The organism is Corynebacterium canis (genome assembly GCF_030408595.1).
GTDB classification, from domain to species: Bacteria; Actinomycetota; Actinomycetes; order Mycobacteriales; family Mycobacteriaceae; genus Corynebacterium; species Corynebacterium canis.
This window is the reverse complement of sequence record NZ_CP047080.1, coordinates 623,022-641,344: the sequence shown is the minus strand read 5'-3', so window position 1 is coordinate 641,344 and position 18,323 is coordinate 623,022. Positions and strand designations below refer to the sequence as shown.

The following is an 18,323-nucleotide window of genomic DNA, read 5'->3' as shown; positions in this document are numbered from 1 at the left end:
AGGTCCTCCCTTTTGCTCACAATCTAATTAGGGCAGCCTTGCCTAACACTGAAAAGATTAGGTGGTTTCGATGTTTGGATCAACCGTTCGTCTCCCGGCGCCAGCTTTCCTGCCTTATGGTCCAGCACGCCGCCGATCACCATGTCTGCAAGGGTTCCCAGGCAGCTGAGGTTAGGAAAACCCGGCCCTTGCGCCATGGCGGAAAGCTGCGGCAGGACAAGGCGCGGCGTAGACCCGCCAAGCCCGAGCCCCCGATCGATCGCGTTTTCGATGCTTTCCACGCAGACCGGCCACCCGGTAACAAGCTCGATCACATCGCGGGCGGAAGGCTCGAAGAGATCCAAAAACCACAGGGGGTTGCCGCCGCGCGCGTCGATAACGATGTTCGCCTCTAGCGTTCCCGTCACCATATGGGCCCGCACGCTGTCTCCGTTTCCTGGGGTACAGTTCCGCACGCGACCGCTGTGGTGGAATACGCGCATGTCCGAGGCCATACGCTGTTGCACACGTTGACTGACGACGCCGCGGTCAGTGCGCTCGATCAAATCTCGCCGTTGTGCGGCGGGTAACTCTTGCCATTGGCCAGCATCGGTATACAAAGAGTTCTCAAAATACCCTTCCCCACGGGAGAACACGGCCGCACCGGGGGCGATAAGGTCGATGCGCTCAACATCCATATCAAGCAATTGATTGACTATCGAGCCCGCGGTTTCGCCGCCGCCGACCACCATGATGCTGCCGCGAAGCTGATCCCCGTGTACCAGCCGGGTCCAAAAATCCCGCACCCCGAACACTCGCCCGCTGCTATCCGGCAGGTCGGTATCCCCGGGGCCGGGCCCTGTGATCATCAGCGCGTCCGCCACGATGCGGTGCTCCCCGGTGGCTTTCAGCTCCCAGCACGTGCCCGCCGTGGACACCTTGATAACCTCCGCCTGGATAACGGTCAGCCCGGCGCGATCGGCCACCCATGCGAGGTAGCGTTGCCATTGGTTGTGGGTGGGGGCGATACGTCCGCGGTCGATCCATTGGCCAAGTGCCCCGATATCGGCGAGGTGGGCGTTCCAGGAGTATGCCAAAAGTTTCTTATCCACGTCGCGGTCGGGCGTGGCGTAGGGGAATCCGACGTCCTTTTCTGGCGGGGTACCCAGGCGATGTTTGCCGTCGGTCCAACCGCCGGCGGCGGTCCAGTTGGCACCCACGCCGTGCTTATCAACGAGCACCACGCGCAAGCTCGGCCGATCGCATTCCGTAAGCATGGCGGCGCGCAATGCGGTGGCAATACCTTTGGGCCCGGCACCCACGACCGCGAGGTCGGCGTACGTTGTGTGACTGTCCATTGGTTATCCTTTCGCTCGTGCGGCCACGGTATCGAGCCAGCGTTGCGCCAATGCGGCGGCGTCATGGTGGTTCAGCCGGGTGTTGGGCGCGACGTCGATACTCGCTGCTAGCTGCGGCGGCTGTCCCGGTGCGGGGGTGTGGATTGCCGCTTGGATATCCAGGGCAAAGCGCGTAGGTGCCTGCCCCGGGCAAAGCGCTGCGATATCGGCGATCAGCGCGCGGTCGAGGACCACGGTCCAGGTATCCTGCTGGTCGAGCGCGCCGGTGAGCGCATCGATGCGCCCCAGGTAATTCATGCGAACAAGCCCGCGTGAAGGTGCGTTCTCCAGCTCTGTTGCACCGGGTTGCTGGTGGATCTCTTGGGTAAACCAACCCACCGCTTCCGCATTGGTGGCATCGCGCCCGTGGCGTTCCGTGGTCACGACGCTGCCGAAACCAGCGCGTTCGGCGACCGTGGAAAGCGCCGAGACAAGGATCGATTCCACATCAGATGTGGCAATAAGCTCCGCGGTGGCGCGGGGATCAAGATCCACTTGGATTCGCCTGCACTGGCTGGCAAGACCAAAGGTCTGCGGCAATGCTGCGGGAGTGCTGCCATCGGCCGGCATACCTTGGGCATCGGAGGCGATCATGGGCTCCCCTGCCGCGCCGCGCGCGCAATTCGCGAGGATGAACTGCCAGCTCACGGCGTCCACGACCAAGTGGCTGATGCACAGCACAAGGTAGTTCCCTTCCGTGCTGTTCGCCCGCGCTGCCACGAACATCACCCCGCCCGGTGGGTCGAGGCTTGCCGCTGCCGCACGCGCCGCCTCCATGATCGTGGGATAGACCGCATCGAGCAGCCGCTCGCGCCGCCGATCGGGCAGCTGCAATTTGGGTGCGCCTTCCGCATCAATAAGCGCGCTTGCAAGGATTGGGTGCGCGCGCACCACATTGCGTAGGACTGCGCCGATGCCTTCCGCGGTGGTCTCGGCGGGGATGGACAGCACCTGGATTTGGCACATTTTTTCATATCCGCCCAGGGCGATCGTTTCCCGCGCCAGCGCCGACAGGTTCCAGGATTCTGGCGCCTGATCCCCTCCGGCCGCCTCTTCGTGCCCCTGTGCGAGCAATACAGCAAGCTCACGGATCGTGCGAGCCTCAAACACGGCGCGGGTTGATACGGCATACCCGCGCCCGCGCAGCGCGGAAATAATGGCGATCAGCGCGATGCTATCCAGCCCAAGGTCGAGGAAATCATCATCTACCCGGATACGTTGCTGCGGCAATTGCGCGGCGACGGTGCCGTAAATCTCGGCGAGCACGGGGTCGGCGTCGATAAGCTCGTGCTCAGTGCTCGCTGGCGCGTACGCTTTGGACACGTGGCGGGCGATGGCGGCTTCATCGACCTTATCGTTGCGGGTGCGCGGCACCTCTTCGAGATGCGCCCAGCGGGTGGGCACCATATAGCGCGGCAGGCGCGTGAGAAGCTGTCGCCGCAGCTGCCTTATGTCCACGTCGCCAACCACCACGGCGGCAAGGCGGGTATGCGCCTGCTCCTCAATGCCGCACACCGCGGCATCCGTAACGCCCGGCAGGCCGCGCAGCACCGCTCCGACCTCGTCGGGTTCGATGCGATTGCCGTGGATTTTCAGCTGCCGATCGGCCCTGCCCCACAAGCGGACCATGCCGTGGGCATCGATGCTGGCGATATCACCCGTGCGGTAGCCGACGCTGCCTTGTGCATCCACGATGCGGCGCTGCTCTGTAAGCTCCTTCCGCCCGATATAGCCCGCGAATACCTGGGGGCCGTACACCACCAGCTCCCCTTTCCCGCCTGGGGGCGTGGGGCGATTGCGGTGATCGATAATCGCGGCGCTCATCCCGTCAAGCGGGCGGCCGATCACGGGGTGCACGCTGGCAGAAAGCGGTGCGCTGAGCGCATCAACGGTTGCCTCCGTGGGGCCATAGAAGTTATACACGGCGGTGCCGTCGAGCGCGCCGAGCAGCCGCCACGTATCCGCTGCGATGGGTTCCCCGCCAAGGCCCAACACGGCAAGGGGGCAGGCGCGTTGCCCGGTATCGGTAGAGGTGACAAGCCCAGCCGCATGGAGCCGGTGAAACATGGTGGGTGAGGTTTCCATCACGTCGATGCCGTGGGCGTGAATCGCGGCAACGATCGCCTCGGGGTCGCGGCGGGTATCGTCGTCGCACAGCACAATGGTGTGTCCGCCGAGCAAACCGATGGTAGGTTGCCAGGACGCATCGAAGCCGGTTGACCACAGGTGCCCGATGCGCACGGGGCGGCCCAGGCGCGCGGCCGTGGGTCGATGGATATTCGCATCGTGGTGCCGCCAAAGGTTAAACAGCCCGCGGTGGGTGCACACCGCCCCCTTGGGTTCGCCGGTGGTGCCGGAGGTAAAGATCGCATAGAGCGCATCGGGGTGGAAGGCGGGATCGTCTTCGGCGAGGGCATCGGGGATAAACTCCTGCCCGTCAGCGGGTAGGGTGCGCCCAGCGATGGTGCCGTCTTCGGCGATGTGCAGCACGGGCACCGGGCAGGACGGGGTTTCCTCCCCGAGCACCGCGACCGCCCCCGATTGCCGCAGGATACTGTGCAGGCGATCGGCGGGTGTGTGCGGGTCGATGTGCACGCACAATGCCCCGGCCTCGGCCAGGGCGAAGGGGGCAAGGATCGCCCTAAAGTCGCGCGGTAGCATCATGCCCACCGCGTGCCCCGTCGCCCCTTCGGCCCGCAGACTTGCGGCAAGGGCGTGTACGAACCGCCCGGCTTGGGCGTAGCTGAGCGCATGATTGCTATCGATCACGGCTGTGCGCTGCGGGTATTGCGCGCACACCTGCGCCCACTGCGTATCCACGCGCGCGCCAGGCTGCGGTGCGCCGGCACCATTGACGCGTTCTTCCGCTGGGCGGGTGCACTCGATCGACGCTAATGGCCGGTCGGCGGCGTCCGGGGCTGCCATGCGAAGTGCCGTATCAACGATGCGCTGGGCCATCGCCGTTGGATCAATATCGTCTACTAAATCGGCGCGCACCTCCACGCTGACATGCACAATCCCCTCATCCAACCACGGCACCACCGCCACGGGATAGTGGGTAAACGAACCCATGGATAGCGGCTGAACCACGATTCCCCCAGGCAATGTGTGGGTGTGCGCCACCGTGCCGCGGGGTGCGTTCTGAAACACAAAGAGGCTATCGGATTGGGCGCTATCTCCCGCCGCGGCGATAACCCCTTCCAACCCGAGGTGGTGGTGCGGCAGCATGGCCAATGCGTGACGCTGCGCCTGCGCGATCACATCTTTGACCGTTCCGGCGGCAGTATTCACGCGCACGGGCGTGGTGGTGATCAGCGCGCCCACCATGTTTTCAATGCCGGGGACGGGGGCATCGCGCCCGGAGGAGGTCTGCTGGAAGATAACGTCATCGCGCGCGGTCAGGGAAGACAACACCCGCGCCCACGCCACCTGCAACACCGTGGCTACGGTTGCCCCGAGGCTGCGGGCAAGCCGGTGGATTTCGCGGCTGCCTGCATCGCCTGCGTTCGCGTAACCCGGAACGGGCAATGCCGCGGATTCCGCCGGGGGCGCCAACCTGGGCATGGGTTCGGCATCGTGTAAATACTTCTCCCACGCCGAAGCCGCGGCGGCGGTATCGCAGGACAGCCGCCAGGCCGCATAGTCGCGCAACTTAGGCGCCTCACCACCCCAGCCCGCGCCGGAAAGCTCGGTGACAAAATCGGCGAACAGGATCGGAATGGACCACCCATCAACGGCGCAGTGGTGGGCCGTCATCAGCAGCAGGTAATCATCGTCGGCGATCTGCACGAGCTGCGCGCGAATCAGCGGGCCTTGCTCGAGGTCAAACCGCCGCAACCACAGTTTTTCAAGCAAGGCTTCCGCGATCGCCGCTGGGTCATCCGCCGGACGATCCAGCTTACGATAATCAAGCGTTGACCACTCCCCGTGCCCCGCGGCCGGGATAATCAGCACCGGCTCGCCCGCACCGCGCGCCCAAATCAATCCGCGTAGGTGCGGGTGGCGGTCCACGAGCCGGTCGTACGCCTGCCGCAACCGCTCCGGATCCACCGAACCCGAGAGCCGAATGCTCCACGCCACCACGTACGGGTCAACCCCAGTGGTGGTCATAGCCAATGAATACAGGCCTTTTTGCAGCGGCGAAAGCGCAATAATATCCGCAATATCAGACGCGCCCACGGTCTACCTCCCAAACTCGTCCAAGATCGCGGCCAACTCATCGGCGGCAAGCCCCGAAGCCGACATCGGGGCGCTTTCCGATACCTCAACCGCTGCAGCCTGCGGCGGGCGCTGCGCCGTCACGCGATCAATCTCGGCCGCCAGGGTGGCAATCGTCGGCGATGCGAACACGTCCTGCACGTTCAATGCATCGGGAGCCACCCCCAGTTGCGCGCGGAGCGCATTGAGCAGCCGCAGCACCGCAATGCTATCGCCGCCGGCGTCGAAGAAATTATCCTCGCACCCCAGCGAACCGAGCTCGCGGCCCAACACCTCGGCCATTTCTTGCGCCACGATCTTCTCGGTGGCGGTGCGCGGTTCGCGCCCCGACATCGCACGCGTGGCCGCCTGCGGTTCGGGAAGCGCGAGCCGATCGATCTTCCCCGACTGGGTGGTGGGCAACACCGGAACCACCGTGAGCAAAACCGGAACCGCGGCCGAGGGCAGGATTTGGCGCAATTGCGCCATGGCGGCAAGCTCGTCCCAGCCTTGGTCTGACGCAAGTACCACATAGCCGTAGATTCCCGCGCCCTGGTCCGTGGTTGCCACCCGCGCGGCCGCTGCAACCACACCGTCGAGAGTGCGCATCGCCGCATCCACTTCGCCCAGCTCCACGCGCTGGCCGCGGATCTTCACCTGATGATCCGTACGCCCCACAAAACGAATTTCGCCCTGTGCGGTCCAGAACCCACGGTCCCCGGTACGGTACGTCCGCCCGCTAAATCGCTCTTCAGTCAGCTCCGGCCGGCGCAAATAGCCGGTAGCCACCTGCGGGCCGGTGACCACCAGCTCCCCGATCACGCCAACCGGGGTGGGGCGGCCGAAATCGTCGCACAGCTGAAGCTGCGTGCCGCGCACCGGGCGGCCCAACACCAACCTCCCCGGTTCCAGGGTGGTGCGCACGATAGAACCGGCCGATTCAGTGGTGCCATAGGCGTTTACTACCTGCGTATTCGGCGCCGTTGCCTGAATCAGATCAAGCACGTCCTGCGTCAAGGGCTCGCCGCTGCATACCCAGCGCTCAACGCGCGCCACCGCCTGCGGGGCAAGCCTGCACAGCAGCGCCGACACCCCGGCCACCGCGGTCACCTGCCTGATCGGATATTCCTCCAGCAGCCCGGCGATGGCTTCCACGTCCACCATTTGCGCATCGTCGGCCATCACCAGCTGCGCACCCGCCACAACACCGGCGATCACCTCGATCACGCCGTCCAAAAACGAGAGCGCCCCTTGCGCAAGCCGCACGTCGGGTTCAGAGATGGGGTAATCAAGGGGCTGCCACCTCACCCTGGCCGCCAGTGCTCGCTGCGGCCCCACCACGCCCTTCGGTCGGCCCGTAGAGCCCGAGGTATACACGATGTACGCGGGGTCCTCGGCTGTGGGCAGTGGCGCATGCTTAACGACGTCGCGAAGCCTCGACGCCCCAGCCGGGTTCGCCGTGCGCAACGCCTCCGCGACCTTGGAGTCCGCGCAATTGACCAGCGGTATTGATGCGGGAATCAGCCCAGCGAGGGCGGCTGCTGCCCGCTCGTGCCCCAGCACCACATCGGGGGTCGCGTCGGCCAAAATCTGGTGCAGACGGTGCTCCGGCAGGCGCAGATCAATGGGCAGGTACGCCGCGCCCAAGTCCATCACGGCGATCAGCGCTGCCACGGCATCCACGCCGCGATCGGTCGCCACCGCCACGCAGCTGCCGGGACCGATTCCCAAGTTGGACAAATACACGGCGATCGCCGTGGCCCGCGCATGCAGCGATGCGTACGTTGTGGTCTCACCGCGGCACGTCACCGCCGGCATCGCGGGGTGTTCACAGGCGGTAAGCAGCTCACACACCGTACCGGGGGCATGTTCGAATGGCTGGCCGTGGCTAAAGCGTTCGATCTCGGCCGATTCCTGCGCGCTGAGGACGCTGCGCTGATCGTCCCTGAGGTCGGGATCATGCGCCCACTTTTCCAGCAGCAGGACCAACCGACGCACCAATGTTTCCGCGGTTTCCCGATCGTACAACGCCTTCGCGTAGTTCAGCGTGCCCTGCCAGCCTGCGTCGGTATCGCGGGCGTCGAGAAGCAGATCAAATTTCGCGGAGGTATCGTGATGCTCGCGCGGGATCACCTCAATATCATCGCTGAGCGCAAATCGTTCAGGTTGGCGCGGGTGCAGGTCCACAAAGGCTTGGAACAGCGGCTGATACAGTGGCGAGCGCGCCACGCCCGCCACATCCACGATCGTCTCGTACGGCACATCGTCGTGCTCATAGGCGGCGGTAGCAATGCCGACCAGCTGCCGCAGACGCTGGCGGAACGATAGCGGATCGGACATATCGGTGCGCAACACGATCGTATTGACAAACAACCCCACGCAATCGTGCGAATCTAGGTGGCGTCGCCCCGACACCGGGGCCCCCACGGTCACGTCCGCACCCGCCCCATGATCGCGCAGGAGCGTGGACAATGCGCAGGCCAACACCATAAACCCAGTCGCGCCGACCTCCTTCGCCGTGGCCAGCAGCGCATCACGGGTGTCGGCCGAAATCGCCCAGGGCACCGTCGCGCCCCGCTGATCCGGGGATGCGCTGCGCGGACGATCGGCGAACACTGGGACCGAAGCGTCCACCCCCGCCAGCTGTTGGCGCCAAAATTCCGTGGCCGATTCATCCGGCGGTGCCGCTTGCGCGATCACCTCGCGGTAGTCGGGCCCCTGCGGCAGCGAAGTGGCCGAATCACGGTGCGCCAATCGGTGCTGGTAGGCCGCGCGCAGGTCACGCCAGATCACCTGCACCGACCACTCATCAACGCAAATATGGTGCATGACCACCAGCAGCAACCACCGGCCCTCGCCGCGCTGATACAAGGTGGCGGCTATCGGTGCGGCGGCCGCGAGATCGAATTCCCGCGCCGACCCACGCGCCACCGCCCGCTCTACAGCCGCATCGTCCCAGCTGCGGGCATCGACATAACGCACGGCCTCTTCGGCACGCGGCGGGTCTAGGACCTCCAGCCACGGCTGCCCATCAGCCCCCACTGGGTAGCGGATGCGCAGCGACTCGTGGCGTGCGATCACATCGCGCAACGCCAACGCCAGCACGCCGGGATCCACGGGCCCTTGCAATTCAACGCTTAAGGGAATGGCGTAGCTGGAATCCGCCACCCCGGAACTGTGCAAGAACCACAAGCGCCGCTGCGCCGGCGATAACGCCGCGTGTTCCGCAGCCGGTTCCGGTGTTTCCTCCCGGCGCGTGGCGGTGGCGCGCTGGCTGTCTATCCATTGGGCAAGGCCCTGGATCGTTGGGCTTTCAAAGGCCACCTTAACCGGAACATCCACGCCTGTTTCCCTGCGAACCCGGCTGATCAGGCGCGTTGCCAGCAGCGAATGCCCGCCGAGATCAAAAAACGATGCGTGCGCGTCTTCCACGCGTTCGCGCCCCAAGACATCGGCGAACACCCCGGCCACGTAGACCTCGGTGTCCCCCTGCGGCGGCCTGCCTACCGTGATCCGATCCAGATCCGGTTGCGGCAGGCGGTCCCGATCGATCTTCCCGCTGACCATCAGCGGAATTTCCGGCACCCACATCACGGCAACCGGAACCATATGATCCGGCAGCTGCATGGCCACGGTGTGCCGCACCCGATCAGAATCTTGGTCGGCTTCGGGCTCTGCCACCAGCCACGCCACGGGAACCGTGCCGCGTTGCGGATGCTCCACCACGCCCGCCGCGGCTTGCGCCACGCCGGCGACGGCTCGCAATGCGGCCGAAATCTCGCCCAGCTCCACCCGCAGGCCGCGGATTTTCACCTGTTCATCCATGCGGCCCAAAAATTCCATGTCCCCGTGCGCGTTTCTGCGCCCCAGGTCACCCGTGGCATAAACCCGCTCACCGTCCGCAAAGGGATGGGCAATAAACGCCTGTTGCGTCGCCTCCGGTCGATTCAAATACCCGTTTGCTAATTGCGGCCCGCCGATAAAGATCTGGCCCGGCGCCCCCGGCGGCACCCTGCGCAAACGCTCGTCTAACACCAGGATCGTGGTATTGCCCATGGGACGACCGATAGGCAGCGTGCCCGAGGTTTGCGAACCATCCACGCGGTGGCGCATCGCGGCCAATGTCGTTTCCGTGGGCCCGTAGAAGTTATACAGCTCCACATCGATCGTCGCCAGCAGCTTGCGGGCAACCTCGGCCGGAAACGCCTCACCGCCCACGGGTAGCCGACGCACACTTGTCCAGGACGCCACCGCCGGAGTCATCAACAAGGCTGCCAGCAGCGAGGGCACGGCGTGCACCGAGGTGACTTGGTGCTGGTGAATCAGCCCAGTCAGGTACGCAATATCTTTCAGCCCCTCGCGCCGCGGAACAATAAGCGTGGCCCCATTGGTCAGCGTGCCAAAGAACTCGCCGATGCTCACATCGAAGGAGGGCGATGCTAATTGCAATAGCCTTTCCCCAGCAACATTGTGGTCGCGGTCCAGCCACACGAGATAATCCACCACCGCGCGATGCGGCACCACCACGCCCTTGGGTAAACCGGTGGAACCAGAGGTGTAGATAACATAGGCGGGATCGTCCGGGCGCAGCGGGCGGCTACGCTCATCATCAGCGATCGGCCCCGCATCTTCCCCAGCCCGCCGCTCGATGATCCGCTCGCGAACCCAGACGGTGCGCTCCCCCGCGAGGGCCACAAGGCGCTGCTCAAGGGCGCTATCGGTGAGGATAAGCGCGGGATCGCTATCGCCAAGAAGATAAGCCAAGCGCTCATCGGGCACCGCCGGGTCAAGCGGCACATACACCCCACCGGCCATCATGATGGCGGTCGCGGCCGCGAAAAAGTCCGCCGGTGAGCTATACACCGCGGCCACCAAATCCCCCGTTTTCACGCCCGCGCGCAGAAGTTCCCTGGCAAGCTCGCGCGTGACCCGGCCGAAGTCCGTATAGCTAACATGCAACTGTTCGGAAACCACGGCGGTGGTATCGGGCCACCGGCTTATCGCGCGTTCGATCTGCTCCGGCAGCGTCGTTTCGGAAACGGGCTCTTCCGGCCCGCGTTCCAGCTCACCGATGGCGGCACTTTGCTGCTGGGTCAGCACCTCGACCGCGCCGAGCGGATCCTGCGCGCCCGCACCGCCGAGAACCTGGACCAGGGAACGCGCTAGGTTTTCCACGGCAGCATCGCCGACAACGCTGGAGCGGTAGCGAAGGATCACGGCGGGGGTATCACCTTCGTCGGCGAGCACGGCGTCGATAAGCAAATCAGCGTTCGAACTCGCCGTATTCGCCTGGAGCAGCGTCGCATGGCCCGGCAGCGGGCAACGGCGCAGGTCACCGCGGGTGGAAGCCCCCACGGTAAGCACCTCGCGGGCCGTCACCACGCTCGCAAGGCCGGACTCCACCAGGTACGCAATAATGCTCTCCAAACCGTTTTCGCCGTGCGCAAGATCGGCGATAAAGCCCGCAGCCACGCCGCGCACAAACGCCGCGCAAGGAGCGTCCTCATCCACGGCGACGCGCACCGGCAACACGGTGCCCCGATAGCCGATCGCGCCGTGCTGTCCCGCGCCCGCCGGGTCAATGATGGGACACGCCAACACAATGTCGCGGCTGCCCGTGTAGCGGGAAAGCACATAGCCCCACAACGCCAAGAAAGCCTGGAAGCGGGACGCCTGCGCCGCCTGCGCGAGGCGATCGAGATTTTCCAGCACCGCGCCGGACACGGGAAGGTGGAATTCGCGGGCATCACGCGGGTGGGCCGGCTCACCTGTCAATCCGGGCAATTCGAGCGGTTCCGGCAGGGGCAGGAGCCGGCCGCGCCAATAATCGCGTGCGCGTTCGTTATATTCCTGGGTCGCGCCGCGGCCAGCGGGGACAAACAGCATGTCCGGTCTCACGCCCGCCTCGCTCAGCGCCTGTGCCCCTTGGTCGTAGGCGGTGGCGAGGTCGGTGAGGAAGATCGTCCACGCATCATCGTCCCAGGCGATGTGGTGCGTGCAGATAACTAGGTCGCAGCCCTGCCCATCCCCGCCGTGGATAAGCATGACGCGCAGCGGCGCCTGGGCACTGAGATCGAACGGAGTATCGGATAGCCTGCGGGCCAGCACCTCGCGGCGACGATTCCGCGCCTCTGGGTCCGCGTATTCGGCCAATGTGTGCTCTTCCACCAGCGGCAGGAGGCTGGCATCGGTGCGGACGCTAAGCTCGCCTTGCTCATCAAGGTGGTACGTGCTGTGCAGCGCCGGATGTATGCGGGCGACCGCGTGGACTGCCTTTGTGAGCTTTTCGCCATTAAGATCGATATCAAGATGCAGGATTACCCCAACATTGAGGTGGGTTGCATCGAGGTTGCGCTGTTGCTCCTGCCACATGCGCCGAACAGCCGGGTTTAGCTGTATTGAGGTGGGTTTTTGCCCGTCTAATTCTGCCTGTGCGCGCAGCGCTTTGACGCGTTGTGTCAAAAGCTTATGACGAAGTTGCTCATTGTTTGTGTGCTGCAAATCCATACCTACCATTAATGTAGGCTAGGCTAACCTTCGTCAAGACCGTGGAAAGATCTCATGAGCAACGAAATGAATAACACCCCTTCTCTCCCCCGCGAAGTCCTCGATATACCCAAAAAATTCATTGACGCCGGCGCTCCCCCCATTCCCCAGCTCGCCCCGCCTTATTCCTGCGAGAGAATCGCGGAAAATTCCCCCGAGGCGGCGCTTGTAGCAGAGTGGATGAATCGCCCGCACCTAGCCACAACGTGGGAATTTGCGGAAACTGAACAGTGGTGGCGCGAACGCATCGCCGCCCAAAACGCCGGCACCTATTCCATACCGCTGCTTTTGCGTATCGACGGCGCGCCTGCCGCCTACGTTGAGCTATACCGCCCCGGGCGCGACGTAATTGGCGCCACCTACGATGCCCGCCCGGATGATATTGGCATCCACATCGGCTTTGGCGACCCAGCTCATAGCGGCCACGGGCATGCCCGGGCCACGCTGATGCACTTCTTTAGCCAATTAGCCAATGATTATCCGCAGTGCTGCCGGATCGTGTTTGACCCGGACCACCGCAATACCGCCGCCCGCGCCACGGCATTAAAGGCGGGTGCAGTTGATTGCGGCATACATAAGTTTCCGAATCGCACGTTTAACCTGCTGGTTTTATGCCGCAGCGAGGCCGACACCCCGGTGGTGAATCCGGAACGTTTGGTGGTGAACTCATGAGCGCCACACCGCAGGCTTCGCGGGCGATCAATCGGCGCGGGTTTTTAACCGCCGCGGGTCTTTTGGGTGTTAGCATGCTTGCGGGCTGCGCGAAAAGCGAACCCGCCGCCGATTCCAGCACCGTACTTATTCACCATTCGATGGGTGATACCACCATCAAGGGCGTTCCGCAGCGCATTGTCACCTTGGGTAACCAATGGACAGATGCGCTCCTAACCTTAGGCGGAAAGCCCGTTGGTTTCTTCGACAACGTGCACGACGCCGGCGGGGGTTTAGCGCCGTGGACCCGAGGCCAGCTGGAAGGCGCTACCGAGATCACGGTCGAGGACGGCAAGAAGGTTGTAGACCACGTTCGCCGCCTAAAACCCGATCTGATTTTCGCCCCGGGTTTTGCCGCTGACACGCAGACCTATGAGAGCTTTGCCGCGATCGCCCCCACCATCCCCGATGTGAGTACGGCACAGATCGGCCGCTGGCAGGATCCGCTCACCGTTGTGGGCCAAATTTTGCGGATACCGGACGCCGCTAACCGCGCAATCGCCGACCTCGAAGGCAGGCTTGCCGACGATGCGGCCGCCTTGAAGAACCTAAAGGGCAAAACGCTTTCGATGGTGTACTTCTATAAGGAAACCTCGATCGCCGTTCAGGCCGACCCTTCGGATGGCGCGAGCGAAATCTTCCTCGATTTCGGCATGGCATTCCCCGAGAATCAGGTCACGCGCGCAGGCGGGAGCGGGCGCTTTGAAATCCCCGTAGCCGATATCGCAGAGCTGGATTCCGACGCTCTGATCATTGTGCTGCAGGAGGAAAAGCTCCGCGAGACCTTTGAAGCCATCCCCGGTTTCTCCGAGCTCACCTCCGTACGCAAGGACCAGGTGCAATTCATCGACCTCGCCACCGGCACGGCGCTCAATGTACCCACCGTATTGAGCATCCCCTACGCACTCGACCACATCATGCCGCTGCTCAAGAAGGTGCGCTAAGCTTATCGACGCCGCGGCTGTGTTCGGCGGTTGCGTTTGGCTTGGCGGGCGCGTTTCTGCAGTTTCGCCAGTTGGCAGGGTGGTTTCGCCCATCGTGGCCTGGGTGGTGTGTAGTCTGTGGGTGGTTCTTGGGGCCATTGGTCATCTGGTGGGGGTTCGGGGTGTGGGGCTTCGGGCAGGGGCGGCAGCTCGGTGGGAGTATTGGCAACCAGCCTGTGGCGGGCGAGGTAGCGGGCGCGTTGCCGGTTGCGGTAGTTGATTAAGGTGGTGCCCCACCGGCCGAAATCCTCCCGGATCGGCGGCTGCTGATACTCCTCCTCGGTTTTCGTCGGCTGGCCATGGCGGGTGGTGATGCCTTCAGGGCAGCCCACCACATGGCCGGCAAGCACCCCCTGCGGAATCGTGGTAATCGTCGCACCCGTGGCAAACCGCCACGTGACATTACCGTAAGCATCGGTGGAAGCGGTGGCGTGCCGGTCGGTTTTGAAATTATGGTGATGCCGACACAAACACTGCAGATTCGACGCGGTGGTCCACCCACCGACCTCATGGTTGATCACATGATCAATCTCACAAAAAGTCGCGTCCATGGTGCAGTCCGGGAACCGGCAGGTCCCATCCCGGCCCATGATCAACAAGCGTTGCTCCTCGGTGGGATCATGCGCAGCCCGCAACACCTCCGCCACATCGCCAATATTGGTGTAGGCAATATCCCGGCCACTAATCCGCCTGCGTTGCTCCCCGGTGAGTAATCCCACCCCATGCAGCCGCTCCGGGATTACCTTCGTGGCCTCGGTGAGGGTACCTAGGCCAAACAGGTGGACCGTACACCCGGCATCCCGCTGCTCCCCACTCCCGCAAGTACGATTCGTGATGATCTCATCTTCCCGCAGGTTCAGCTTTTTCGCCCCCGCGGCCAGGCGTTGTTTAATCTCATGGGCTTCATCACTAGGTAGGGTCACATTGAGCACACTGACCCCAGCATGCGGGCTTTCCCACAATTCCACCCCACACATCGCCGTAATCCGGGCGGCCATCGCCTCCTCGGTTAACTCCTCCTCCGGCGGGGTTTCCTCCACAATTCGTAACCGGATTAAGGTATCGCGCAGCACCTGCCGGATCCGCCGCGTACTCGGCAACGGTTGATTCGCCCTCGTTGGGGTAAACAACCCCACCAACACGGTATCGATATCACGCCACACATAGCCCGGGGCATCCAAAGACACCGTCACCAGGGCAAACCAAATCGTCCGCAACCGCTCATAATTCAAATAATTATGCTCCAGCGCGTGCGCCTTCAACCCGGGAAGGCGCTCATGCAGCAGGAAACACCCACCCACAATGTTATACATCCGCGCTTCAGAATACGTGCCACTGTGCACCGCGAATTCCTTCACCAACGCGCGGATATTCAACCGGTGCACATCCAACCCATAGGTGGCCAACAACCAATTGTGTAGAAACACCCGATTGGCCTCCAACTCGGCGGCACCAATGAAATTCTGCGGATCATCCACCACAAACCCCGCCACCGGATCCACCGGATCCACCTGTTGCGTCGTCATTGCCCCGTGTCACCTCCCGAAACCCTTCCCGAACATGTACTGTATAGCCCTCATTCTACCCATCGAGCACACCCGCTACCAGCACCGCAACCACGCACAACACCTTGGACACAACCGGAAAACCACCCCCACCACACCCCTTTTGACCAGGTAAAACAACACCCGAACCCGTGGCGGGCAACACAACACTTGCCCACACCCAAACCATGGTGTAGCACACCCACCACACCCACCAGCGTCCGCCACACGCCCACACGCCCACGAACAATGCACCCGGGACCAAAAACCATCAAACAACACGCTGAAGCCCGCAGCAGAAAACACTATGAGCTTGCCCACAATCCCAAATACACCAGCAGGGGTGAATGAAACCACCCCCACCAGCGCAAAAGCCGGCAAACCACCGTAACGCTGGGCAGGTTGGGTGCCGGTCGGGGCGTCGAAAAGCGGCGGAGCTTTGGTGCCTGCTTAGGAAGTCGCGGCGTCGCGCAGCGCCCGCACCATCGCAGGGCCTACGACAACAACGCCAAGCAACACCCAGCCAAACAACCACCACGCGTAATGCGAGGACATATCCCCCTCAATCCACGCCCGAGCGGTGGCGACGGCTACCGACAACGGTTGATATTCAACAACCTCGTGAAGCCACGACGGATACGCCGACACCGGCACCAAACCGGGGTTGAAGAACATCATCAACATGACCAGGCCCGTCAAATTCTCCACCCCGGCGCGGCCCCCAGCCCGCAGCGACACCACATAGGCCACGGGGGCGAAACCCACCACAAACAGCGGGCCGACCAGCATAGCCAGCAAGAAGCTTGTGGGCGACTCAATATCCACGCCCATAATTATCCCTGCAGTGAGGACAATGATGGAGCCCACGAGGGTGCGGGCGACCTCCGCGCACAGGCGCCCCGCAACCACCGCCCACCGCGGCGTGGGCAATACCCAAAAGCGTGACAATAGCCCGTCGCGGCGCTCCTCATCGCAACTGATCGCCGCGCTCATCGACCCATATGCTGCGGAAATGACCATGGCCAGCGCAACGGTGGAGGGAAGCTGGTCCTGTCCGCCACGCAACGCCGTGGCCGTATCGCCCAAGGTGAGATCGAGCGTAAACAGCAACCCCAGCGGCAACAGCACGGTTTGCACGATCATGCCCGGCTGGCGCAGCCACGAACGCAACAAGCGGCGCGCGTGCGCCCAGGCCACCGACCAGCCGCTCGGGCCAGACTCTAACTTAAGAGCGGTTGAACGTGGATTACTCATGACCTTCTCCTTGAAGCAAACGTTGCGCACGCCGCGCCAGCAACGAACAACACCGCAACCCACGCCCACGCCGCGCCCCCGCCGTCGCGGCCGGAAATCAACTCCCGAAGCGCATCGCTGAGCACCGACACCGGCTGATTACGCACGAAACCTTGCACCCATTCGGGGAACGCCGACTCTGGGACTAGGCCGGTGGATAGCATCACCAGCAGAATCTGGGGCACGATCATCGCCTGTTGCACGCTATCGACCCTGGCCACCCTAGTACCCAACGCATCAGAAAGCATGGACAGTGCCACGCCCAATGCAACCACCAGCACGACGGCGAGCGCCAACTTCCCCACGTGCTCAAACTTGGGGCGGAACCCAAAAATCACGGCGACCAGCACCGCGGCGCACATCGATGTGAACGTCACGGTCATGCTCACCGTTGCGCGGGCGGCGACCGGCAACCACGCTGGCATAGGTAACGAGCGCAACCGCTGCCCCATGCCCGCCGCCGAAACCTCAGCAGCCATCCCCGCCGCCGAAATGGCAACGAAAATCGCCGCCTGTACCGCAACGAGCGGCAGCACATAGGTGGCGTAGCCATCGTCGGGAACCGTGTCCCGCAGCGGGGTGTAGAAGCACAAGAAAAACAGCATCGGCAAAAACACAGCGCTGCGGTAGGTGCCGGTGCGGGCAGCATCCCGTATCGACTGCCCCACCAGCGCCGACAACTGACCCGCACTACTCATTGGTTCACCGCCTTCGGGGACTTTTCTGACACCAATGCGAGGAACACATCGTCCAAGGAGGGGCGGCGAATCCCAATATCCGTCACCGCCACACCTGCGGCCTCAACGGTGGCGATAACCTCGGGCAATACCCGCGCCGGATCGGGGGCGGGAAGCACCACGCAAGAATGATCTTCATCGATGCTCACCTCCTGCCAGCTGGCCTTGCGAAGGACAGCCATGACCGTGTCCAGTTCATCGGGATCGGCGGGGCGCACTTCGCACACGCTGGGGCCGGAGCGCTTCTTTAGCTCGTCGGCGGTACCCGTTGCAATCACGCTGCCCTTTTTAATCACCGTGATCTGATCACTGAGCACATCGACTTCATCCAGATACTGGCTGGTGAGCAAAATGGTGATGCCGCGATCACGCAGTCCGCGAAGCAAATGCCACACCTCGCGGCGGCTGCGCGGATCCAATCCCGTGGTTGGCTCATCCAAAATAATCAGCGCAGGCTCCGTGACCAAGCTGCAGGCAATATCCAACCGGCGACGCATACCACCGGAATAGTCCCCGGCCCTGCGCGAGGCCGCCTCGGTGAGGCTAAAGTCCTCCAATAATTCCTGTGCCCGGTCCCGCGCCTGCGCTTTGGTCAAACCGCGCAGCCGGCCGAAAAACTCCAGGTTCTCCCTGCCAGTTAAGTGGGTATCCACAGACGCATACTGGCCGGTCAGCGAGATCAATTGGCGGACCTCGCTGGCGTCATGGACCACGTCCTTGCCACACACCGACACCGCACCCGAATCCGGGGACAATAGCGTGGACACAATCGAAACCAGCGTGGTCTTACCGGAACCGTTCGGGCCCAAAAGGCCGTGAATCGTCCCCGGCGCGACGTGCAGGTCGACGCCACACAATACATGGAAGTCGCCGTAGCTTTTGTGGAGGCCGGTGATCTGCAGCGTTGGGGTGTCAGCGGTGTGTGTGCTCATAAAA

9 protein-coding genes are annotated in these 18,323 nt (G+C 63.4%); 2 read left to right on the top strand and 7 right to left on the bottom strand.

Annotated elements, in window-relative coordinates:
- Positions 1 to 23 precede the first annotated feature (23 nt).
- From CCANI_RS02810 to CCANI_RS02800, 3 genes are read right to left on the bottom strand one after another with little or no spacing between them, the layout of a single operon-like run.
- Positions 24 to 1,337, bottom strand: a complete 1,314-nt coding sequence (locus CCANI_RS02810) for a SidA/IucD/PvdA family monooxygenase (RefSeq protein WP_146323916.1) — start codon at positions 1,335 to 1,337, stop codon at positions 24 to 26.
- A gap of 3 nt (positions 1,338 to 1,340) precedes the next feature.
- On the bottom strand, positions 1,341 to 5,555 hold the full coding sequence (locus tag CCANI_RS02805; protein ID WP_146323917.1) for an AMP-binding protein: 4,215 nt from the start codon (positions 5,553 to 5,555) through the stop codon (positions 1,341 to 1,343).
- 3 nt (positions 5,556 to 5,558) lie between these two features.
- Positions 5,559 to 12,080, bottom strand: a complete 6,522-nt coding sequence (locus CCANI_RS02800; RefSeq protein WP_186750153.1) for a non-ribosomal peptide synthetase — start codon at positions 12,078 to 12,080, stop codon at positions 5,559 to 5,561.
- Positions 12,081 to 12,134: 54 nt separating this feature from the next.
- On the opposite strand from CCANI_RS02800, the gene CCANI_RS02795 reads away from it, so the two are divergent.
- Together CCANI_RS02795 and CCANI_RS02790 are read left to right on the top strand one after the other, a co-directional pair.
- Positions 12,135 to 12,791, top strand: coding sequence for a GNAT family N-acetyltransferase (locus CCANI_RS02795; RefSeq protein WP_146323919.1), 657 nt, complete (start codon positions 12,135 to 12,137; stop codon positions 12,789 to 12,791).
- The gene (locus CCANI_RS02790; RefSeq protein WP_186750155.1) at positions 12,788 to 13,774 is read left to right on the top strand and encodes an ABC transporter substrate-binding protein; all 987 of its coding nucleotides are present in this window, start codon (positions 12,788 to 12,790) and stop codon (positions 13,772 to 13,774) included. The genes CCANI_RS02795 and CCANI_RS02790 overlap by 4 nt, the downstream gene beginning before the upstream one ends.
- 2 nt (positions 13,775 to 13,776) lie before the next feature.
- Here the strand turns inward: CCANI_RS02790 and CCANI_RS02785 are convergent, their stop codons facing one another.
- The 4 genes from CCANI_RS02785 to CCANI_RS02770 all read right to left on the bottom strand — a co-directional run bounded on the left by CCANI_RS02785 (position 13,777) and on the right by CCANI_RS02770 (position 18,319).
- Complete coding sequence (locus CCANI_RS02785; RefSeq protein WP_290211534.1) at positions 13,777 to 15,339, bottom strand: HNH endonuclease signature motif containing protein; 1,563 nt, start codon at positions 15,337 to 15,339, stop codon at positions 13,777 to 13,779.
- Positions 15,340 to 15,807: 468 nt separating this feature from the next.
- Complete coding sequence (locus CCANI_RS02780; protein WP_146324699.1) at positions 15,808 to 16,611, bottom strand: ABC transporter permease; 804 nt, start codon at positions 16,609 to 16,611, stop codon at positions 15,808 to 15,810.
- Positions 16,608 to 17,348, bottom strand: a complete 741-nt coding sequence (locus CCANI_RS02775; protein WP_146324700.1) for an ABC transporter permease — start codon at positions 17,346 to 17,348, stop codon at positions 16,608 to 16,610. The genes CCANI_RS02780 and CCANI_RS02775 overlap by 4 nt, the downstream gene beginning before the upstream one ends.
- Positions 17,345 to 18,319 carry an ATP-binding cassette domain-containing protein gene (locus tag CCANI_RS02770; protein WP_146324701.1) on the bottom strand — a complete coding sequence of 325 codons (975 nt, stop codon included), beginning with the start codon at positions 18,317 to 18,319 and terminating at the stop codon, positions 17,345 to 17,347. The genes CCANI_RS02775 and CCANI_RS02770 overlap by 4 nt, the downstream gene beginning before the upstream one ends.
- Between the last annotated feature and the right edge of the window lie 4 nt (positions 18,320 to 18,323).